General features: G+C 73.1%; 18 protein-coding genes. 4 read left to right on the forward strand and 14 right to left on the reverse strand.

Annotated elements, in window-relative coordinates; all coding sequences use genetic code 11:
- Positions 1-325: 325 nt before the first annotated feature.
- A complete protein-coding gene (locus ACFVIU_RS07065) occupies positions 326-2,296 on the forward strand; it encodes an N-acetylmuramoyl-L-alanine amidase (RefSeq protein ID WP_385841132.1) in 1,971 nt (656 codons plus the stop codon).
- Positions 2,297-2,311: 15 nt separating this feature from the next.
- Here ACFVIU_RS07065 and ACFVIU_RS07070 read toward each other — a convergent pair whose 3' ends face one another.
- The 10 genes from ACFVIU_RS07070 to ACFVIU_RS07115 form a co-directional block, all read right to left on the reverse strand.
- A complete protein-coding gene (locus tag ACFVIU_RS07070; protein ID WP_385841133.1) occupies positions 2,312-2,809 on the reverse strand; it encodes a hypothetical protein in 498 nt (165 codons plus the stop codon).
- Positions 2,810-2,867: 58 nt separating this feature from the next.
- A complete protein-coding gene (locus tag ACFVIU_RS07075) occupies positions 2,868-4,283 on the reverse strand; it encodes a 3-hydroxybutyrate oligomer hydrolase family protein (RefSeq protein WP_385841134.1) in 1,416 nt (471 codons plus the stop codon).
- A gap of 135 nt (positions 4,284-4,418) precedes the next feature.
- Entirely contained in the window at positions 4,419-5,672 is a 1,254-nt protein-coding gene (locus tag ACFVIU_RS07080; RefSeq protein ID WP_385841135.1) for an alpha/beta hydrolase family esterase, read from the reverse strand.
- A gap of 177 nt (positions 5,673-5,849) precedes the next feature.
- On the reverse strand, positions 5,850-6,365 hold the full coding sequence (locus ACFVIU_RS07085; protein WP_385841136.1) for a hypothetical protein: 516 nt from the start codon (positions 6,363-6,365) through the stop codon (positions 5,850-5,852).
- Between the two features lie 64 nt (positions 6,366-6,429).
- Positions 6,430-7,329 carry a universal stress protein gene (locus ACFVIU_RS07090; protein WP_385841137.1) on the reverse strand — a complete coding sequence of 300 codons (900 nt, stop codon included), beginning with the start codon at positions 7,327-7,329 and terminating at the stop codon, positions 6,430-6,432.
- Positions 7,330-7,447: 118 nt separating this feature from the next.
- Positions 7,448-7,690 (reverse strand): DUF397 domain-containing protein, encoded by a 243-nt coding sequence (locus tag ACFVIU_RS07095; RefSeq protein WP_385841138.1) that lies wholly within the window; start codon positions 7,688-7,690, stop codon positions 7,448-7,450.
- 93 nt (positions 7,691-7,783) lie between these two features.
- On the reverse strand, positions 7,784-8,950 hold the full coding sequence (locus ACFVIU_RS07100) for a thiolase domain-containing protein (RefSeq protein ID WP_385841139.1): 1,167 nt from the start codon (positions 8,948-8,950) through the stop codon (positions 7,784-7,786).
- Positions 8,947-10,011 (reverse strand): thiolase domain-containing protein, encoded by a 1,065-nt coding sequence (locus tag ACFVIU_RS07105; protein ID WP_385841140.1) that lies wholly within the window; start codon positions 10,009-10,011, stop codon positions 8,947-8,949. Before ACFVIU_RS07105 ends, ACFVIU_RS07100 begins: the two co-directional genes overlap by 4 nt.
- Positions 10,008-10,949 (reverse strand): Zn-ribbon domain-containing OB-fold protein, encoded by a 942-nt coding sequence (locus ACFVIU_RS07110; RefSeq protein WP_385841141.1) that lies wholly within the window; start codon positions 10,947-10,949, stop codon positions 10,008-10,010. The genes ACFVIU_RS07105 and ACFVIU_RS07110 overlap by 4 nt, the downstream gene beginning before the upstream one ends.
- A 14-nt stretch (positions 10,950-10,963) precedes the next feature.
- On the reverse strand, positions 10,964-11,764 hold the full coding sequence (locus ACFVIU_RS07115; RefSeq protein WP_385841142.1) for a crotonase/enoyl-CoA hydratase family protein: 801 nt from the start codon (positions 11,762-11,764) through the stop codon (positions 10,964-10,966).
- A 186-nt stretch (positions 11,765-11,950) separates the two neighbouring features.
- Here ACFVIU_RS07115 and ACFVIU_RS07120 point away from each other — a divergent pair, with 186 nt between their 5' ends.
- Positions 11,951-13,564 carry an acyl-CoA synthetase gene (locus tag ACFVIU_RS07120; protein ID WP_385841143.1) on the forward strand — a complete coding sequence of 538 codons (1,614 nt, stop codon included), beginning with the start codon at positions 11,951-11,953 and terminating at the stop codon, positions 13,562-13,564.
- A gap of 33 nt (positions 13,565-13,597) precedes the next feature.
- Here the strand turns inward: ACFVIU_RS07120 and ACFVIU_RS07125 are convergent, their stop codons facing one another.
- Positions 13,598-14,437 carry an alpha/beta fold hydrolase gene (locus tag ACFVIU_RS07125; protein ID WP_385841144.1) on the reverse strand — a complete coding sequence of 280 codons (840 nt, stop codon included), beginning with the start codon at positions 14,435-14,437 and terminating at the stop codon, positions 13,598-13,600.
- Between the two features lie 165 nt (positions 14,438-14,602).
- On the opposite strand from ACFVIU_RS07125, the gene ACFVIU_RS07130 reads away from it, so the two are divergent.
- A complete protein-coding gene (locus ACFVIU_RS07130) occupies positions 14,603-14,818 on the forward strand; it encodes a hypothetical protein (RefSeq protein ID WP_385841145.1) in 216 nt (71 codons plus the stop codon).
- A 70-nt stretch (positions 14,819-14,888) separates the two neighbouring features.
- Here ACFVIU_RS07130 and ACFVIU_RS07135 read toward each other — a convergent pair whose 3' ends face one another.
- Positions 14,889-15,362, reverse strand: coding sequence for an HIT family protein (locus ACFVIU_RS07135; RefSeq protein ID WP_385841146.1), 474 nt, complete (start codon positions 15,360-15,362; stop codon positions 14,889-14,891).
- A gap of 164 nt (positions 15,363-15,526) precedes the next feature.
- On the opposite strand from ACFVIU_RS07135, the gene paaK reads away from it, so the two are divergent.
- A complete protein-coding gene (gene paaK / locus ACFVIU_RS07140; RefSeq protein ID WP_385841147.1) occupies positions 15,527-16,840 on the forward strand; it encodes a phenylacetate--CoA ligase PaaK in 1,314 nt (437 codons plus the stop codon).
- A gap of 3 nt (positions 16,841-16,843) precedes the next feature.
- On the opposite strand, the gene ACFVIU_RS07145 is transcribed toward paaK, so the two are convergent.
- A complete protein-coding gene (locus ACFVIU_RS07145) occupies positions 16,844-18,343 on the reverse strand; it encodes an acyl-CoA synthetase (RefSeq protein ID WP_385841148.1) in 1,500 nt (499 codons plus the stop codon).
- 71 nt (positions 18,344-18,414) lie between these two features.
- Positions 18,415-19,965 (reverse strand): acyl-CoA synthetase, encoded by a 1,551-nt coding sequence (locus ACFVIU_RS07150; protein ID WP_385841149.1) that lies wholly within the window; start codon positions 19,963-19,965, stop codon positions 18,415-18,417.
- Between the last annotated feature and the right edge of the window lie 2 nt (positions 19,966-19,967).

The raw sequence follows: 19,967 nt of genomic DNA on the forward strand, positions 1-19,967 counted from the left end.
GGGGGGGGCGGGCCGGCGGGGGGCCCCCCCGGCGCGCCCCCCCCCCCCGACCCTCGTGTTGCTCCCGCCCGATGCGCTCGCGTTCCGCCTTCCGGGCGAATCGGGCCGCGGCCGTTCGGGCGAGTTCCGGCGCGGCACCCACAGGTGTACGCCTCTGACGCCGCCCAGGCCCGCGCACCGCCGCCGCGAAACTCGCCGAAAACCCTCCGTGACGTGGGAAATCGCCACTGTGACGGCATGATTGACGGATCGTCGGCCAGCCGGTACCACTGACCCAGCTCGGCGCCGCACGCTTCGCCACGCCCGCCCGTCACAGGAGGCTGCATTGCGAGGTTCCGCCACCGATCCCACATCCGCCCCCGGCCACAGACGCCTGCGGCGGACCGCCGTCCCGCTCGCCTCTGCGGCCCTGCTGCTGCCGCTGCTCGGCGCGGCTCCGGCCGCGCCCGCCACGACAGCCTCCGCGGGCCGCCTCCAGCACGCGTTCACGGCCGCGGCCGCCGAGTACCACGTGCCGCCGAGCGTCCTGCTGGCGGTCTCCTACCTCCAGTCCCGCTGGGACCGGCACGCCGGCGCGCCCAGCGTGACGGGCGGCTACGGCCCCATGCACCTCACCGACGCCCGGACCGCCCTCGCCACCACCGAGCACTTCGCGGAGGGCAGCGAGGACGCCCGCGGCGACACCGCCCGCGCCGCCCTGCACCCCAGCGTCAGGGTGCCGTCCGAATCCGCGCTCCCGGCCCGGCTCAGGACGCTGCCGCGGGCGGCCGAGCTGACCGGCGTGCCGGCCGCGCGGCTGCGCACCGACCCGGCGGCGAACGTGGCCGGCGGTGCGGCCCTGCTCGCCGACGCGCAGCGACGGCTGGGCGAGCCACTGAGCACCGACCCGGCCGACTGGTACGGCGCGGTGGCCCGCTTCTCCGGCGCCGACGACACGGCGACCGCGGCGGCGTACGCGAACGACGTGTACGACGTGCTGCGCACGGGCGAGGAGCGCGTCACGGACGACGGCCAGCTGGTGGCCCTCGCCGCCCAGCCGCGGCTGACCCCGGACACCGCCCAGCTGAAACGTATCGGCCTGCGCACGGTCAGGTCGGACGGCACCGAGTGCCCGGAGTCGGTGTCCTGCGAGTGGGTCCCGGCGCCGTACGCCCAGTTCGGCGACAACGACTACGGCAACCACGACCTGGGCGACCGCCCGCTGTCACAGCGCGTCAGATACATCGTCATCCATGACACCGAGGGCACCTGGGACGGCGTGCTGAACCTGGTCCAGGACCCCACCTATGTGTCCTGGAACTACACGATCCGCTCCACCGACGGTCTGATCGCCCAGCATGTCAAGGGCAAGGACGTCGCCTGGCACGCCGGCAACTGGTACATCAACGGCGCCTCGGTCGGCATCGAGCACGAGGGCTTCCTCGCCGCCCCGGACGCCTGGTACACGGAGGCGATGTACCGGTCCTCGGCACGGCTGGTGCGCTATCTCGCCGAGCGGTACGGCATTCCGCTGGACCGGCAGCACATCCTGGGCCACGAGAACGTGCCCGGTCCGACCGCGGCGTCCATCCCCGGCATGCACACCGACCCCGGCCCCTACTGGGACTGGCGGCACTACTTCGAGCTGCTGGGCCACCCCTTCAAGCGCGCCGGGGGCCGCAGCTCCGGCATGGTGACGATCCTGCCGGACTACTCCGCCAACCAGCCCCCGTACACGGGCTGCACCGCCTCGGGCGTGGCCTGCACCGCGCACGGTTCCAGCGAGGTGCGGCTCTACACGGACCATGACACCAGTGCGCCGCTGGTCAAGGACATCGGCTTCGGCAAGGACCCGACCACCGACGTCAACGATCTGTCCTCGCGGGTCTCCACCGGCCAGCAGTACGCGGTCGCCGACCGCTGGGGCGACTGGACGGCGATCTGGTACCTCGGCCAGAAGGCCTGGTTCGAGAACCCGCCCGGTCAGCCGGCGGCGGTGCCCGCCGAGGGGCTGACGATCACCCCGAAGGACGGTCTGACCGCCGTCCCGGTGTACGGCAGGGCCTACCCGGAGAAGGCCGCGTACCCGGCGGGGATCCCCGCCCAGTCGGTGGTGGCGCTGCCGTACACCCTGCCGGCCGGGCAGCGGTACGTGGTCGGTGACGAGGTGCCGGGCGAGTACGACTACTCGGTCACCTTCACCACCGACTCGCACCGGGTCGTGGTGGGCAAGGACCTGTACTACGAGATCCAGTACGGCCACCGGGTGGCGTTCGTGCGCGCCGCCGACGTGACCCTCGAGGGGTCGGCCGGCTGACGGCGCCCTGGAACCTCAGCCCTGCTGGAACAGCTCCGCCGGGAGCGGCTTCAGCAGGGCGTACAGGTCGTCGGTGATGGGGCGGTCCCAGGCGGCGATGGTGACGAGGACGCCGTCGCTGCGGTCGAACTGCACGCAGGAGATCCGCGACTCGGACAGCTTCAGCCGACGCACGATGAGGAGGTTGTCGCCCTGGAGGACCGGGGTGTCCTCGATGCCGGAGACGGTGACCTCTTCGTCGTTCTCCAGCGCCAGCAGCAGCTGGCCCACCTCGAAGGGGATCTCGCCCTCGGCGACCTCGCGGGCCGGGGAGCCCTCGGGGAGATTGCCGATGATCATCGCGGGGCCGCGGCCGCCGAAGAGGTCGTAGCGCAGGAAGACACCCTGGCAGGTGCCGTCGGGGGCGGGCAGCAGGCCCGCACCGAGGTTGCCCGGCCAGTCGCCCGGGTCCATGGCCAGCACGTCGAAGTCGGGTCCGGCAGGAGTGGCGCTGCGGCGGCGGAGGAACGACATGCGGCCATGGTACGTGCCCGGACTGCACGGGGTGACCTGCGGGCGCCCGGAGGTGGGGCTATCGGAGGGGGCAGTTGGTCAGCAGGGTGGCCGGGGTGGCGGTGGGCGGGCGGGCGACCGTGTGGCCGGCGGGTGGGAGGGCGGTGCCGGTGAGCCAGTCCTCCAGGGCCTCGAAGGCCGAGTGGTGGCAGGGCACCATGGGGCGGAGCCGGTCGGGGAAGGCGTCGGCCAGGGAGTCGGTGTGGGTGCCGTCCTCGATGCGGTAGTAGCGGAACAGCGCGTCGCGTCCGGCCGCGTGCACCATCCGGGCGTAGACGTCCGAGTCCTCGCTGATCGGCAGCAGGGTGTCGAGGGTGCCCTGGAGGGTGATCAGGGGCTTGCCGATGCGTCCGGTCAGGGCGACCCGGGCCACGGCCCGGTGCACGGCGGCGGGGCGGGCCGCGTAGTCGTAGTCGGCGTCGCAGCCGGGGGTGCCGGAGGCGCAGTAGGGGGTGCCGGCCTCGGCCGGGCCGTCGTAGCCGGGGTCGAACTCCTCCCGGTAGATGCGCTGGGTGAGGTCCCAGTAGACGCGGTGGTGGTACGGCCACAGGAACTCCGAGCCGGCCGGGAAGCCCGCGCGGTGCAGGGCGGCCTCGGCGGTGGCCGCGCCGGGGCCGCCGGCGGCGTAGGCCGGGTAGTCGCGCAGTGCGGTCGGCAGGAAGGTGAGCAGGTTGGGGCCGTCGGCCCGCCACAGGGTGCCTTCCCAGTCCACTCCGCCGTCGTACAGCTCGGGGTGGTTCTCCAGTTGCCAGCGCACCAGGTAGCCGCCGTTCGACAGGCCGGTGGCGAGGGTGCGGGCGGGTGGCCGGTGGTAGCGCTGGGTGACGACGGCGCGGGCGGCACGGGTGAGCTGGGTGAGGCGGGCGTTCCATTCGGCGACGGCGTCGCCGGGCCGGCGGCCGTCGCGGTAGAAGGCCGTGCCGGTGTTGCCCTTGTCGGTGGCGGCGTAGGCGTAGCCCCGGGCGAGCACCCAGTCGGCGATGGCCCGGTCGTTGGCGTACTGCGCCCGGTTGCCGGGGGTGCCGGCGACCACCAGGCCGCCGTTCCAGCGGTCGGGCAGGCGGATGACGAACTGGGAGTCGTGGTTCCAGCCGTGGTGGGTGTTGGTGGTGGAGGTGTCCGGGAAGTAGCCGTCGATCTGGATGCCGGGCACACCGCTGGGGGTGGGCAGGTCCTTGGGGGTGAGACCGGCGTAGTCGGCCGGATCGGTGTGGCCGGAGGCCACGGTCCCGGCGGTGGTCAGCTCGTCCAGGCAGTCGGCCTGCTGACGGGCGGCGCCGGGCACGGTGAGCAGGGCGCGGCCGGCGCAGTGGCCGTCCGGCGGGGCTGCGGGCGCCGCGGTGGCCGGGGTGGTCAGGAGCAGGCAGGCCGCGGCGAGCGACAGGGCGTGCAGTGCGGCTCGGCGTCTCGGCCGGGCCGGTGGCGGGATGGCCATGTGGGTTCCTCCGGCGATGGGTGGACGCGCTGGAGGTTAGGGGCGTGGTGGGTGCGGCGGACATGTGTGGGGCCGCTATGACGGCGGCCCCTGGACCGTGGTCGGCCCCTATGCCTGGCGGCGGCTGATGGCGTGTCAGGGGCAGCCGCCGTCGGCGATGGTGTAGTAACCCGTGGGTGACTCCTTCAGGGTGTGGGTGACGAACGTGTTGTAGAGACCCATGTTCTGCTGGGATCCCTTGGCATAGGTGGAGCCACCGCTGGTGGTGGCGCGTCCGGCCCGCACCTGGTCGTAGTTGCTGGCCGTCCAGCAGGCGGCGGTGCTGCCGCCGCCCGAACCGCCGGGGCCGCCCGGGTCGGAGGTGTCCAGGCCGAAGAAGCGGGCGATCCAGTAGCTGGAGCAGATCGAGCCGAGGAAGTACGGGGCTCCGGTGCTGCCGCACTGCGCGGTGCCGGTGCCGGGATCGACGGGGGTGCCGTGGCCGATGCCGGGGACCCGGTCGACCTCCACGGCGACGCTGCCGTCGGCGGCCAGGTACTGGTCCTGCCGGGTCGCGTCCGGCCCGATGGACGTGGTGCGGGTGGGGGTCTGGGACAGGCCGTGCAGCGCGGTCCACTGGTCGCGCAGTTCGGTGGCGTTGCGCGGGACCACGGTGGTGTCCTGGTCGCCGTACCAGATCGCGGCGCGCGGCCAGGGGCCCTGGTACGACGGGTAGGCGTCGCGCACCCGCTGGGCCCAGGTGTCCGGGCCGAGGTCGACGCCGGGGTTCATGCAGGTGTAGGGGCTGTTGTCCTTGGTGCAGTCGTACGGCAGCCCGGCGACGACCGCGCCGGCGGAGAAGACGTCGGGGTAGGTGGCCAGCATCACCGCGGTCATGGCGCCGCCGGCGGACAGCCCGGTGACGTAGACCCGCTGGGGGTCGGCGCCGTACGCGGTGACGGCCTGGCTCACCATCTGCCGGATGGAGAGGGCCTCGCCCTGGCCGCGCCGGTTGTCCGTGCTCTGGAACCAGTTGAAGCACTGGCTGGGGTTGTTGGCGGTGCTGGTCTCCGCGAACACCAGCAGGAAGCCGTCGCGGTCGGCGAGTCGGGGCAGTCCTGAGTTGTCGGCGTAGACCTGGGCGTTCTGGGTGCAGCCGTGCAGGGCCACGACCACCGCCGGGTGCTCCGGCAGGGACGCGGGCCGGTACACGTACATGGTGAGCGCGCCCGGGTTGGAGCCGAAGTCGCCGACCCGGGTGAGGGAGACGGCGGCGTGGGCGGCGGGCACGGGGCCGGTGAGGGCGGTGGCGAGGACGACGGCGACCAGGGCGAGCAGCCGGGACAGCAGGAGCGGGAGGCGGGCCGGCGGAGGTGCTCCGGGTGTTTTCCGGGACGCGGGCAGGGACATGGCGGCTCCTTCGGTGGCGTGCGAAGCCCCGGTGGCTCCCGCGCGGTCGGCCGCGGCGGGAGCGCCGGGTGTGGCGGAACCGTAGGTTCAGGCTGGTCCGGACGCCATGGCGTGGCGCCCCACAGCCGTCGGGACGCCGGTCGCCGTCGAAGGGATTGCGGGCTGCCGGCCGTTCTGCTACCGCCGGGTGCCCCGGGGCGCCGGCGGGCGCGCACCCGCGGTGCGGGCTGTGGCCAGCAGTGCCACGCCGAGGCCGGTCAGTGCCCCGCCCAGCCCCGTGACCAGTGTGGTCAGATGCCAGGCCTGATAGGCGCTCAACAGGGAGCCGCGCAGTGTCTCGCCCATGAAGGCGGTCTGACGCAGCTGGGTGAGCTTCTCGTCGTCGCCGCCGCTGGTGTGCAGCTCTTCGGTGATCTCGGCGTAGGTGCGGCCGCCGGTCGCCTGGACGACATGGTCCTTGATGAGCTGGGCGTAGGCGTGCGCCTGGGGGCCGGTCTGCACGCTCTGGCCGGCGAAGGGGGCGAGGCGGGCCGGGAGTCCGTGGCGGGGGAAGCTGATCTTCTGTGCGGCCAGTTCGGCACGGATCTCCTTCCGGCCCAGTCGGCCGCGTACCAGCATCACGGGGCCGGCGGCCGCCAGGGCCGCGCCGACCGTGCCGACCAGCGCGGCGGTCCAGCGGTGCGCTCTGTTCATGGTGTGCCTTTCCGTTCTCTTTTCCCTTTGCCTTCATATATGTCCAGGAAGGCCGGGGCGCTGCTCAGCCCTCCGGGGGTCCGGGCGGGACCACCGCGACCGGGCTTGCCGCGTGGAGGAGGACGGCCTGGGTGACGGAGCCCAGCATGCGGGCCGGGGCGAGCAGCCGGCGGCGGTGCCGGCCGACGACGACGAGTTCGGCGTCCTGGGACGCGGCGACGAGATGTCCGGCGGCGTTCCCGGCGAGGGCCTCGGTGTCGGCCCGGACGCCGGGGTGCCGGTCGCGGTGGGCGGCGAGGAACCCTTCGGCGAGGGCCCGGGTCTCGCGGGCGACGGCCTCCTGGTCGAGGGCGGGCACGAACTGGCCCGGAGCGGCCCAGGTCTGGACGGGCCACGGGTAGGCGGCGATGACCTGCACCCGGGCCGCGCGCAGGGCGGCCTCGGCGAAGGCGAAGGAGAGGACGGACTCGTCGGGGCTGTCGGCGTGCAGCCCGACCACCACCCGGGGTCCGGGCTCGGCCGGCCCCTCGTCGTGCACCGCGCGTCCCGGCCGGGGCACGACGACCACCGGGCACTCGGCGTCCCGGGCGGCGGCGAGCCCGTTGGAGCCGAGCAGCAGGCCGGTGAAGCCGCCGCGGCCCCGGGAGCCGAGCACCAACAGCTGTGCCTCGGCGCCGAGTCCGGGCAGCACCGCGCCCGGCGCCCCCTCCAGCGACCCGTACTCCACGGCGGGGACACCGGTGCTCACGTCCAGCCGGGCGCGCGCCTCGTCCAGGACGGGGTCCTGCTCAGCCTCGGGCACCCCGGTGACCAGCATGTCGGCCTGGCCCCAGGCGGCGTACTGCCGTACGTGCACCACGCGCAGCGGTGCCTCGCGGCGCCGGGCCGCGTCCAGGGCCCAGTCCAGGGCGCGCAGGCTGTCCTCGGACCCGTCGACCGCGGCGACGACCGGCGCAGCGCTCATCGTTCCTCACCTCCGGAGCACGACCTTCCCCTTGCGGGGGCCAGCCTCGCTCAGGGGCGGGTCCCGGCGGGGCGCCGCGGTCGCGTGTCCCGGATTTACGGCGGGAACAACCGGTCGTTCAGGTGAGGTCGAACTCGCCCTCCCGTGCGCCGGAGACGAAGGCGCCCCACTCGGCCGGGGTGAAGATGAGTGAAGGACTCTCCGGGCGGCCGCTGTTGCGCATCGCGATGAACCCCTCGACGAATGCGATCTGGACATCGCCCAGCCCTCGGCTGCTGGACTGCCACTCGGCGTTGCTGAGGTCCAGCTCCGGCTTGTCCCAGCCCATGAGCGGGTGCTGCTGGATGGTGCTCTCGGCCACGTCCGTGCTCCTCCCGGTTCGTCGTCCGCGGGCCAGCCTAGCGACCGGTCCCTACGGCCGACAGGCCATGTGAGGAGGGTTTTCGCGCGGCGTTCAGGAGTCGGGCGGCTCGGCGCCCACGAGCCACATGGAGAAGAACTGGGCGCCGCCGCCGTAGGCGTGCCCGAGGACCTTGCGCGCGCCGTCCACCTGGTGTTCGCCGGCCTGGCCGCGCACCTGGAGGGCGGCCTCGGCGAAGCGGATCATCCCGGAGGCGCCGATGGGGTTGGCGGACAGGACGCCGCCCGACATGTCGACCGGCAGGTCGCCGTCGAGTTCGGTGACGCCGGACTCGGTGAGCTTCCAGCCCTCGCCCTCCGCGGCGAAGCCGAGGTTCTCCAGCCACATGGGCTCGTACCAGGAGAACGGCACGTACATCTCGACGGCGTCGATGTCGCGGCGCGGGTCGGTGATGCCGGCCTGCCGGTAGACGTCGGCGGCGCAGTCCCGGCCGGCCCGCGGGGAGACGAAGTCCTTGCCGGCGAAGAGGGTGGGTTCGCTGCGCATGGCGCCGCCGAGCAGCCAGGCGGGCGGCCGGGGCGCGCGGGCGGCTCCGGCCCGGTCGGTGAGGACCATGGCGCAGGCGCCGTCGGAGGAGGGGCAGGTCTCGGAGTAGCGGACGGGGTCCCACAGCATGGGCGAGGCCTGGACCTTCTCCAGGGTGATGTCGTGTTCGTGGAGGTGGGCGTAGGGGTTGCGCAGGGCGTTGCGGCGGTCCTTGTAGGCGACGAGGGAGCCGATGGTGTCGGGAGCGCCGCTGCGTCGCATGTACGCGCGCACGTGCGGGGCGAAGAAGCCGCCGGCCCCGGCGAGCAGCGGCTGCTGGAAGGGGATCGGCAGGGACAGGCCCCACATCGCGTTGGACTCGGACTGCTTTTCGAAGGCGACGGTGAGGACCGTGCCGTGGACACGGGCGGCGACCAGGCTCGCGGCGACGAGTGCGGTGGACCCGCCGACGGAGCCGGCCGTGTGCACCCGCAGCAGGGGCTTGCCGACGGCGCCGAGCGCGTCGGCGAGGTACAGCTCGGGCATCATCACGCCCTCGAAGAAGTCGGGCGCCTTGCCGACGACCACGGCGTCGACGTCGGCCCAGTTCAGCTCGGCGTCCGCCAGGGCGCGCCGGGCGGCCTCCCGGACGAGACCGGCGATCGACACGTCCCGGCGGGCGGCCACGTGCCTGGTCTGGCCGATCCCGGTGACGGCCACGGGCTCCTTGCTCATCGGGGCTCCCCTTCGAGTACGGCGACCAGGTTCTGCTGGAGGCAGGGGCCGGAGGTGGCGTGGGCGAGGGCGCGGTCGGAGTCGCCGCGGTGGATGCGGGCGGCGGCCTCGCCGATGCGGATCAGTCCGGCGGCCATGACCGGGTTGGCGGCGAGCGCTCCGCCGGAGGGGTTGACGCGGACGTCGTCGCCGAGGCGGAGCGCCTTGCGCAGGATCACTTCCTGGGAGGCGAACGGGGCGTGCAGCTCGGCGGTGTCGACGGGCCGTTCGAAGGCGCCGGCCCGCTCGGCGGCCAGCCGGGTGGAGGGCGAGTCGGTGAGGTCGCGGACGCCGGGCCCGTGGGCCTCGACGCGGTGGTCGAGGCCGCGGATCCAGGCGGGCCGCGCGCACAGGTCGCGGGCCCGCTCCCCCGCCGCGAGGATGACGGCGGCGGCGCCGTCGCCGACGGGCGGGCAGTCGCCGGTGCGCAGGGGCCGTACGACATAGTCGCCGTGCGGAGCCTCGCCCTTGAGCTGAGCGTGCGGGTTGGCCGCGGCGTCGGCGCGGCTGCGGGCGCCGACGGCGGCGAGGGCGTTCTCGTCGGTCTCGCCGGCGTCGATGAGGGCCTGTGCCTGGAGGGCGGCGAGGGCCACGGCGTCGGGCCACAGCGGGGCCAGGTAGTACGGGTCGAGCTGGCGGGTGAGCACGTCGCGCAGCGAGCCGGGCGAGGACTTGCCGTAGGCGTACACGAGCGCGGTGTCCGCGTCGCCGGTGAGGAGTTTGATCCAGGCCTCGTACAGAGCCCAGGCGCCGTCCATCTCGACGTGGGACTCGGAGATCGGCGGCCAGGCGCCGACGCCGTCCAGGGCGAGGGTGAAGGAGAAGGCGCGGCCGGCCAGGTAGTCGCTGGAGCCGGAGCAGGTGAAACCGATGTCGGCGGTCCTCAGCCCGGTCCGGCCCAGCACCTCGTGCAGGACCGGCATCACCATCTCCACCTCGGAGGAGTCGGCGCTGGAGCGGCGGTGGTCGGTCTGTGCGAAGGCGACGACGGCGATGTCCCTGTGCGGCGTGCGGGCGCTCACAGCAGCTCCTTGTACGTCTCGTAGTCCGCGTCGGGCTCCCCGGTGGGCCGGTAGTGGTCGGGGTGGCGGGCGCCCTCGGCCCACACCGGCTCCACCCTGAGGCCCATGCGCACCTGGTCGTAGGGGATGCCGCCGATCCGGGCGTGCAGGGCGAGGCCGGCGCCGTCGAGGGCGATGTGGGCGTAGACGTACGGGACCTCGATGTCGAGGTTCTTCGCCTTGATGTTGACGATGCAGAAGGTGGTCACTGTGCCCCGGGGACCTACTTCGACCTGTTCTGCTGTGGCGACCCCACATGTGGGGCAGGCGCCCCTCGGGGGGACGTGGACCTTGCGGCAGACCGGGCAGCGTTCGCCGACGATCCGCCGTCCCGCGAGGGCCTCGAGGTAGGCGGACTGGGCGCGGCCGGGCGCGTAGGTGTAGTCGAGCCGGGCGGGGGCGACGATCCCGGTGACCGGGTTGTCGAAGGCGCCGGTGCGGCCGCCGGTTTCCGCGGGTGCGCCGTCGTACGGCTCGAAGCAGGCGATGTCGGTGATGGCGCCGGTGCGTTGGGCGGCCCAGCGGACGCGGACCCGCATGCCGGTGCGGACGGCGTCGGGGCCGGGGGCGTCGAGGGCGTGCAGCAGGGCGGTGTCGGCGCCGTCGAGCCGGACCAGGACCCAGGCGAAGGGGGTGCCGAGGGGCTGGCCGCGGCGGGGTGCGTGGTTCCAGGCCCAGGTGGTGACGGTGCCGGTGGGGGCGACCTCGACCAGCTCGCGCAGTTCCGCGGCGGTCTCGGGGTCGTACTCGACGGGCGGGACCAGGGTGCGTCCGGCGCTGGTCCGCACGCCGAGGACGACGCGTTCGCGCAGGCCGGTGAGGAAGGCGCTCTGCACGGGTCCGAGGGAGCGGGTGAAGGGGAACTCGACGACGAGTGGCGCTTGGAGGACTTCGGGCATCGGGGCTCCTCGGGTCAGGCCCGCTTGAAGACGGGGGGCCGCTTCTCCGCGAAGGCGCGGGCGCCTTCCTTGGCGTCGGCGGTGTCGAAGACCGGCCGGCCGCGGGCGAGTTCGGCGGCGAGGCCGTCGCTCTCCGTCATCTCCGCGGTCTCGTACACCGACGCCTTGACGGCCTCGACGGCGAGCGGGCCGCAGGCGTTGATCCGCTCGGCGATCTCCAGTGCCCTGGCGAGGGCGGTGCCGTCGGGGACGACCTGGCCGATCAGTCCGATGGCGGCGGCCTCCCGGGCGCTGTAGGGCCTGCCGGTGAGCAGCATCTCCAGGGCGTGGGTGCGCGGGATCTGCCGGGGCAGCCGGACGGTGGACCCGCCGATGGGGAACAGTCCGCGCCGCACCTCGAACAGGCCGAAGGTCGCGGACTCGCCCGCGACCCGGATGTCGGTGCCCTGGAGGATCTCGGTGCCGCCCGCGACGCACGCCCCCTCGACGGCGGCGATCACCGGTTTGCGCGGGCGGTGGTGGCGCAGCATGGCCTTCCAGTGCAGGTCGGGGTCGGCCTTGAGGCGGTCGCGGTGGTGCTGTCCCCGCATTCCGTCGCCGGCCAGCGCCTTGAGGTCCATGCCGGCGCAGAAGGCGCCGCCGGCCCCGGTGAGCACGATCGAGCGGACGGTGTCGTCCTCGTCGGCCTCGATCCAGCCGTCGTACAGGCCGACGAGCATCGGAAGCGAGAGCGCGTTCCTGGCGTCGGGCCGGTTGAGCGTGAGCACCAGTGTGGCGCCTTCACGCTGCACGGTGAGGTGTTCGGTCCCGCCCATGGGCCATCTCCCCTCGGTGAGAACGAGAACAGGTTGCAGGAGGCGAGGGGGCACTTCAAGAGTTTTCTGACAGTCAGTCAGATTTATTGGCCCCGGCCCCTTCACACCTGTGCTCCCCTTTGCTCTGATGACCGGCGGAGCGAGGACGCGGGTTTCCGCAGCCGGACGGCGGGGTCAGGAGGAGCGGTGGAGTACAACCTTGCGGACCTGTTCGAGTCGGTCGTGGACGTGGTGCCGGACCGCGAGGCGCTCGTCCACCTCGACCACCCGGGCACCGGCGCCGAGCGCCGCCTCACCTACGCCGAGCTGGACGCCGCCGCCAACCGGATCGCCCACCATCTGACCGCCAGCGGCGTCCGGCCCGGCGAACATCTGGGGCTGCACCTGTACAACGGCGTCGAGTACCTCCAGACGGTGCTGGCGTGCCTGAAGGCCCGGATCGTCCCGGTCAACGTCAACTACCGCTACGTCGAAGAGGAGTTGGTGTATCTCTACCGCGACGCGGACCTGGTGGCGCTGGCCTACGACGCGGAGTTCGAGGGCCGGGTCGCCGGGGCGCTGCCCCGCACGCCGGGGCTACGGCATCTGCTGCGGGTCGGCACCGGGGCGCCCTTGATCACCTCGGCGGTCCCGTTCGCCGAGGCCGAGGCGTCCGGTTCCCCCGGGCGGGGTTTCCCGGCCCGCTCCGGGGACGACCGGTTCATCATCTACACCGGCGGGACGACCGGCATGCCCAAGGGGGTGATGTGGCGTCAGGAGGACCTGTTCTTCGCCGGGCTGGGCGGCGGGGCGCCGACGGGGGAGCCGGTGCGGAGGCCGCAGGAGCTGGCCGAGCGGGTCGCGGCGGGCGGTGCGGGCATCACCTTCTTCCCCACTCCCCCGCTGATGCACGGCACCTCGACGCTGACGGCGTTCATCGGCTTCCACTTCGGCCAGCGCGTCGTGCTGCACCGCAGGTTCGTGCCGGAGGAGGTGCTGCGCACGGTCGAACGGGAGCGGGTCACCAGCATGTCGCTGGTCGGCGACGCGATGCTCCGCCCGCTGATCGACGCGTTGAGCGGGCCGCTGAAGGGCACCGACTGCTCGTCCCTGTTCAGCGTCTCCTCCTCGGGCGCGATCCTGTCGGAGACGGTCCGCCGGCAGTTCCGGGAACTGGTCCCGAACGCCCTGCTGCTGAACAACTTCGGGTCCTCCGAGTCCGGTTTCAACGGCACCGCGACCGAGGACTCAGGTCCCGAGCGCGGCTTCCGCATCAGGGTCAACTCCCTTACCCGGGTGGTGGATCCGGTCACGCGTGAGCCGGTCGGGGCGGGCGAGGTGGGCCGCATCGCCCAGCGCGGACATGTCCCGCTCGGCTACTACAACGACCCCCGCAAGACCGCCGAGACGTTCTTCGAGCGGGACGGAGAGCGCTGGGTGCTGCTGGGCGACATGGCGACGGTCGACGAGGCCGGCGTGGTCACGGTCCTCGGCCGGGGCTCGCAGTGCATCAACACCGGCGGCGAGAAGGTGTACCCGGAGGAGGTCGAGCAGGCGCTCAAGGCGCATCCGGACGTGTACGACGCGCTCGTCGCCGGGGTGCCGGACGCCACCTGGGGCAACCATGTGGCGGCGGTGGTGCAGCTGCGCGAGGGGGCGCCGCGGCCGTCACTGGCCGACATCCAGACCCACTGCCGCACCCGGCTGGCCGGCTACAAGATCCCCCGCCAGCTGGTCGTCACCGACTCCATCCGGCGCTCCCCGAGCGGCAAGGCGGACTACCGCTGGGCTCGCGAGGTGGCGGTGGCGGCGGACCGCTAGGACTGCACGGTCTTCCTCTCCGCTCCACGGCGGTCAGTCCTCGGCGAGGAAGTCCATGACGCGGTTCCGGAACCAGTCGGGGTCGTCCAGCCAGGGGTAGTGGCCGGCGCCGGGCTGGACGGCGTACTCGGCGGCCGGGAACGCCTCGGCGGCACGTCGGGCGAGACCGGGGCGCGGACCGCCGTCCAGTTCCCCGGCGAGGACCAGGACCGGAGCGGTCAGCCCGGCCAGCGCCGCACGGGTGGCGTCCGGGGTGAAGGCGCCCTCGGCGAAGTAGCCGTCGGCCGCCTCCTCGTTGGTCTGCTCCGGCTCGGCGTCCCAGTGGGCGCGGGCGGTGTCGTCCCAGCGGCCGTGGAAGAACGGCAGGAACACGTCGTCGAAGCCGGCCTCCCCGGCGAGCCAGGCCCGGAAGGCGGGGAACGCCTCGGCGAACCACGGCTCCCCGGTGCGCAGCCGGGCCGCGGCCAGCCGGTCCTGCGGGGTGGCGCGCAGCCCGAGGGCGGACGGGTTGGGGGTGATCAGCAGCAGCCGTCGTATCCGGTGCGGGTACCGGGCCGCATAGAGCATCGCCAGGGCGGCGCCCGCCGAATGGGCGAGCAGATCCATATGGTCCAGCCCCATGTGGGCGCGCCATATGTCGACGTCCTCCACCATCCGGTCGCAGCGGTACGTCCCCGGGTCCGCCGGCGCCGCCGAGTCACCGGTGCCGCGCAGGTCCAGCAGCGCCAGTCGCCGGTGCGCGGCCAGCCCGCCGAGGTCACCGAGGTAGGCGGAGGCCCGCATCGGGCCGCCGGGCAGCACGGCGAGGGGCGCGCCGCTGCCCCGCAGGTGGTAGGCGAGCCGGGTGCCGTCGGCCGCGGTGAAGATCGGCATGGGGGCGATCATCCCGGCCGGCCCGTCCGGCGCGCAATGTCTTTCCGGCACGGATGCGGGCCGCGCGGCCAACAGGGTGTTCCCAGGCGGTGTCGGGCGGCGGGCGCAGGCCGGTTCGGCCATGCTGGGCCAGGCAGCAGGCCCGTCCGAGACAAGGAGCACGGCATGTCGACAGACCCGGTCGAACGATTCCTGGCAGCCCTGGACCGGGAGCACCGGGAGGAGATCGCCGCCCGGCCGCGCCAGGAGCAGGAGCGGCTCGCGGAGGCCTGGGAACAGGAGCTGGCGTCGGACGACGAGCTGGACACCCTGGACGAACTCTCCCCGCCCGCGGCGGAGGCCGAGGCCGCCCGCCGCGTACTGGACCGCGGCACCGGCTGAGCAGCGAATGGAGTGCCCGGTGCAGCGGTAGCGCGTGGGGCGGGCGGCGGGACAGGAGGAGCCGCGGACGTCAGCCCGCGAGCCGGTCCAACTCCGCACCGATCGCCTCGCGCCAGGCCGAGTGCTGGGGACCCAGCGCGGAGCGGCTGTCGCCCCACGTCTCCGCCGGATACAGCCACACCGGCTTCCCGACCAGATGATCCGGCTCCCAGTCGAACCGCGGCCACACGTGCGCGTGCAGAAACGGGTCCGTGTTCCCCAGGATCTCCAGGTTGACCCGCCGGAAGCCGGGGTCCAGCCGCGCACAGGCACGCTCGACGGCCTCGCCGAGCCTGTCCATGTCGGACAGAAAGGCCAGCCGCCTGCTCCTGGGCAGTTCCGACAGCCGGCGCACCGACGGGTCGTCCGCCAGGAGCACCGAGTACCCCGGCAGGAACTGGACGTCCCCGATGACCGCGAACCCCGCGTCCAGCCTCCGGAGCACCGTGGGATTCTCACCGCGCAGCGCGCTGCCGATCCGGTCCCTCTTCCATGCGTCACTCATGATCGTCGACCCTACCGATCCAGCCGTCCGGTCGCGTCGGGATCACCGGGGCATTCCGTCCAGACCCCTTGCCTCGGAGCGCGGTGGCCTGCGTTACTGGCCAGCGACAGGGCGACCGAATGATCGGTTGTCCGGTATGCGAGGATGGCAAGGGAGGCGTCCCCATGACGGATGCGGCGGATGCGACGGACCTGCGTGACGCGGGTGAGCGGCTCGGGGCAGAGGAGCTGCGGGTGCTCCAGCTGGAGCGGCTGCGCTCCTCGCTGCGGCACGCCTACGACCATGTGCCCTTCTACCGTGACTCCTTCGACAAGGCCGGCGTCCGTCCGGAGGACTGCCGCTCGCTGGCCGACCTCGCCCGCTTCCCCTTCACCACCAAGGCCGACCTGCGCGAGAACTACCCGTACGGGATGTTCGCCGTACCCCGTGAGCGGATCCGACGTATCCACGCCTCCAGCGGGACCACCGGCCGCCCCACGGTGGTCGGCTACACCGACAACGACCTTTCCATGTGGGCCGACATGGTGGCGCGCTCGCTGCGGGCGGCCGGCGGCCGGCCCGGTGACGTCGTCCATGTGGCCTACGGCTATGGCCTGTTCACCGGTGGGCTGGGCGCACACTACGGTGCCGAGCGCCTGGGCTGTACGGTCGTCCCGGCGTCCGGCGGTATGACGGCCCGGCAGGTGCAGCTGATCCAGGATCTGGAACCGGCCGTCATCATGGTGACCCCGTCGTACATGCTGACGCTGCTGGACGAGTTCGAGCGGCAGGGCGTGGACCCGCGCGGCACCTCGCTGCGCGTCGGGGTCTTCGGGGCCGAGCCGTGGACCGAGCAGATGCGGCGGGAGATCGAGGAGCGGTTCGCGATCGACGCGGTCGACATCTACGGGCTGTCCGAGGTGATCGGCCCTGGTGTGGCGCAGGAGTACGCGGAGACCAAGGACGGCCTGACCGTGTGGGAGGACCACTTCTACCCGGAGGTGGTCGATCCGGTCACCGGCGAGGTGCTGCCGGAGGGCGAGCGGGGCGAGCTGGTGTTCACCTCGCTGACGAAGGAGGCCATGCCGATCGTCCGCTACCGCACCCGGGATCTGACCCGGCTGCTGCCCGGCACGGCCCGGGCGTTCCGGCGGATGGAGAAGGTCACCGGCCGCAGCGACGACATGGTGATCCTGCGCGGGGTGAACCTGTTCCCCACCCAGATCGAGGAGATCGTGCTGCGCACGCCCGGGGTGGCGCCGCACTTCCAGCTCCGGCTGACCCGTGAGGGCCGGCTGGACCGGCTGACCGTGCGGGCCGAGGCCCGGCCGGACGCACCGGCGGAGGTACGGCAGGCGGCGGCCGGCGCGATCACCGCGGCCGTGAAGGACGGCATCGGGGTGTCCGTGGACGTGGAGATCGTGGACCCGGAGTCGCTGGAGCGGTCCGTCGGCAAGATCCGCCGCATCGTGGACCTGCGCCCGCGCGACCCCGAGTGACCGTCATGAGCCGCCGAAGCGGTCGCGCAGCCGGCGCTTGAGGATCTTGCCGCTGGCGTTGCGGGGCAGTTCGTCGACGAACAGAACGCGTTTGGGCGCCTTGAAGGGGGTGAGCTTCTCCCGTACGTGCGCGATGAGCTGTTCCTCCGTCACCTCGCCGCGCCGCACGACCACCGCCGTGACCGCCTCGATCCACCGCTCGTCGGGCAGGCCGATCACCGCGGCCTCGGCGACCGCCTCATGGGTGTACAGGGCGTCCTCGACCTGGCGTGAAGCGACCAGCACACCGCCGGAGTTGATGACGTCCTTCACCCGGTCCACGATGGTGAGGTAGCCCTCGCCGTCGCGCACCGCGAGGTCGCCGGAGTGGAACCAGCCGTCCCGGAAGGCCTCGGCGGTCTCCTCGGGCTTGTCCCAGTAGCCCTCGCACAGCTGCGGCGAGCGGTAGACGATCTCGCCCGGGGTGCCGTCGGGCACGTCCTCGCCCTTGTCGTCCACCACCCGGGCGTCGACGAACAGCACGGGCCGGCCGCAGGAGTCGAGCCGGCCCTCGTGTTCATCCGGGCCGAGCACGGTGGCCAGGGGGCCGATCTCGCTCTGGCCGAAGCAGTTGTAGAAGGCGAGCCGGGGCAGCCGGGCGCGCAGCCGTTCCAGCACGGGGACCGGCATGATGGAGGCGCCGTAGTACGCCTTGCGCAGGCCGTCGAGGTCGCGGGTCGCGAAGTCGGGCCGTCCCGCCAGCCCGATCCACACCGTGGGCGGCGCGAACAGGCTGTCCACGCGGCCGGTTTCGACCAGGTCGAACAGCAGGTCCCCGTCCGGTGCCTCCAGGATGATGTTCGTCGCGCCGACCGCGAGGTAGGGCAGCAGGAACACATGCATCTGCGCCGAGTGGTACAGCGGCAGGGCGTGCGCGGGGCGGTCGCCGGCGCTCAGATCGAGGGCCGTGATGGCGCTGAGGTACTCGTGCACCAGCGCCCGGTGGGTCATCATCGCGCCCTTGGGCAGCGCGGTCGTACCGGAGGTGTACAGCAGTTGCACCAGGTCCTCGGTGCGGGGTTCCGGACCGTCGTACGGCGGTGTGTCCGCGAGCCGGGCGAGGAGGGAGTCCTCGGTGTCGCGGAAGGGCAACGCCCGGACGCCGCCCGGCAGTCGGGCGGCGAGGTCCGGGTCGGTGAGGACCAGGGTGCTGCCCGACTGGCCGATGAGATAGGCCAGGTCGTCCCCGGTGAGGTTCTGGTTGACGGGCACATGGACCAGGCCCGCGCGGGCGCAGGCGAGGAAGCCGAGCAGATAGGCGTCGGAGTTGTGGCCGTAGGCGGCGACCCGGTCGCCGGGGGCGGGGCCCTCGGCGAGCAGCAGGGCGGCGGCGCGGGAGACGGCGTCGTCCAGTTCCTCGTACGTCCAGGTCCGCTCGCGGTACTCCAGCGCGACGCGCGCCGGGGTGCGGCGGGCGCTGCGCCGCAGCACCCCGTCGACCGTGCTGCCGTGTCCCTGCCTCATGACAGCCGATCCTGCGGCCGCCGGACCGGCCGGTCAAGCACCCCGGCGGGCGGCTCTCGCCCCGGCGTCCGTCACACCTGGCGGGCGCGTCCCTCCCAGTAGGGGTCGCGCAGCCGCCGCTTGTACAGCTTGCCGTTGGGGTCGCGGGGCAGTTCGGCGACGAAGTCGACGCTGCGCGGCCGCTTGTAGCCGGCGAGCCGCTCGGCGCAGTGGTCGAGCAGGGCGGCGGCCAGGCCGGGGCCGGGGGTGTGGCCGGGGGCCGGTTCGACCACGGCCTTGACCTCCTCTCCCCAGTCGTCGTGCGGGATGCCGAAGGCGGCCGCGTCGGCGACCGCCGGGTGGGAGAGGAGGACGGACTCGATCTCGGCCGGGTAGATGTTCACCCCGCCGGAGATGATCATGTCGATCTTGCGGTCGCGGAGGAAGAGGTAGCCGTCCTCGTCCAGATAGCCGAGGTCGCCGACGGTGAAGAAGTCGCCGATGCGGTTGTTGCGGGTCTTGGTCCGGTCCTTGTGGTAGGAGAAGCCGCCGGTGGTCATCCTCATGTAGACGGTGCCGAGCCGGCCGGGCGGAAGCCGGTGGCCGTCGTCGTCGAAGACCGCGAGTTCGCTGATCGGCCAGGCCCTGCCGACCGTGCCCGGCTTCTTCAGCCAGTCCTCGGCGGTGGCGAAGGCGCCGCCGCCCTCGCTGGCCGCGTAGTACTCCTCCACGCACTGCCCCCACCAGTCGATCATGGCCCGTTTCACATGGTCCGGGCAGGGCGCGGCGCCGTGGATGGCGTGGCGCAGGGAGGAGACGTCGTAGCGGGCGCGCACGTCCTCGGGGAGGGCGAGCAGCCGGTGGAACTGGGTCGGCACCATATGGGTGTGGGTGCACCGGTGGGTGTCGATGAGCCGGAGCATCTCCTCGGGCGTCCACCTGTCCATCATCACCAGGCGGTGGCCGATGTGCAGCGAGGCACCGGCGAACTGGAGGACCGCCGTGTGGTAGAGCGGCGAGCAGACCAGGTGGACATTGCCGTCGTACGGCTTGATGCCGAAGATGCCGAGGAAGCCGCCCAGATAGGCCTCCTCGGGGGCCTTGCCGGGCAGCGGGCGGCGGATGCCGCGCGGGCGTCCCGTCGTACCGGAGGTGTAGTTCATGACCCAGCCGAGCTCCCGGCCGGCGGGTGCCGACTCCGGCTGTCCGTCCAGGAGTCGGCGGTACGGCCGGAAGCCGTCGGCCTCGCCGACCGCGTACCGGTGCCCGGCCGGGAGGCCCGCCTCGTCGGCGGCGGCGCGGGCCGCCGGGCCGTACCGCTCGTGGGCGATGAGCACCTTGGCGCCCGAGTCGGCGACGATCCAGGCGATCTCGGGGCCGGTCAGGTGGTGGTTGACGGGGACGAGGTAGAGGCCGGCCTGGGTGGCGGCGAGATAGGCGGTGAGGAACTCGGCGCCGTTGGGCAGGACGACGGCGAACGCGTCGCCGCGTTCCAGTCCGGCCGCGCGCAGTCCGTGGACGAGCCGGTTGGCGGCGGAGTGCAGCCGGCCGGCGGTCCACTCCTGCCCGTCGGGGGCGACGAGGACGGTGCGGCCGGGGTCCTGGGCGGCCTGGGCCCAGAATCCGGCGGGGGGCGTGGTCATGG

The organism is Streptomyces sp. NPDC127190, assembly GCF_042672505.1.
Lineage (GTDB): Bacteria > Actinomycetota > Actinomycetes > Streptomycetales > Streptomycetaceae > Streptomyces.

Bases quoted from the DNA above. Each gene is read 5' to 3' on its own strand.
- ACFVIU_RS07130 (WP_385841145.1), top strand. From the start codon at position 14,603: ATGTCGACAGACCCGGTCGAACGATTCCTGGCAGCCCTGGACCGGGAG.
- ACFVIU_RS07085 (WP_385841136.1), bottom strand. From the start codon at position 6,365: ATGAACAGAGCGCACCGCTGGACCGCCGCGCTGGTCGGCACGGTCGGC.
- ACFVIU_RS07070 (WP_385841133.1), bottom strand. From the start codon at position 2,809: ATGTCGTTCCTCCGCCGCCGCAGCGCCACTCCTGCCGGACCCGACTTC.
- ACFVIU_RS07075 (WP_385841134.1), bottom strand. From the start codon at position 4,283: ATGGCCATCCCGCCACCGGCCCGGCCGAGACGCCGAGCCGCACTGCAC.
- ACFVIU_RS07125 (WP_385841144.1), bottom strand. From the start codon at position 14,437: ATGCCGATCTTCACCGCGGCCGACGGCACCCGGCTCGCCTACCACCTG.
- paaK (WP_385841147.1), top strand. From the start codon at position 15,527: ATGACGGATGCGGCGGATGCGACGGACCTGCGTGACGCGGGTGAGCGG.
- ACFVIU_RS07080 (WP_385841135.1), bottom strand. From the start codon at position 5,672: ATGTCCCTGCCCGCGTCCCGGAAAACACCCGGAGCACCTCCGCCGGCC.
- ACFVIU_RS07100 (WP_385841139.1), bottom strand. From the start codon at position 8,950: ATGAGCAAGGAGCCCGTGGCCGTCACCGGGATCGGCCAGACCAGGCAC.
- ACFVIU_RS07135 (WP_385841146.1), bottom strand. From the start codon at position 15,362: ATGAGTGACGCATGGAAGAGGGACCGGATCGGCAGCGCGCTGCGCGGT.
- ACFVIU_RS07090 (WP_385841137.1), bottom strand. From the start codon at position 7,329: ATGAGCGCTGCGCCGGTCGTCGCCGCGGTCGACGGGTCCGAGGACAGC.
- ACFVIU_RS07110 (WP_385841141.1), bottom strand. From the start codon at position 10,949: ATGCCCGAAGTCCTCCAAGCGCCACTCGTCGTCGAGTTCCCCTTCACC.
- ACFVIU_RS07145 (WP_385841148.1), bottom strand. From the start codon at position 18,343: ATGAGGCAGGGACACGGCAGCACGGTCGACGGGGTGCTGCGGCGCAGC.
- ACFVIU_RS07115 (WP_385841142.1), bottom strand. From the start codon at position 11,764: ATGGGCGGGACCGAACACCTCACCGTGCAGCGTGAAGGCGCCACACTG.
- ACFVIU_RS07150 (WP_385841149.1), bottom strand. From the start codon at position 19,965: ATGACCACGCCCCCCGCCGGATTCTGGGCCCAGGCCGCCCAGGACCCC.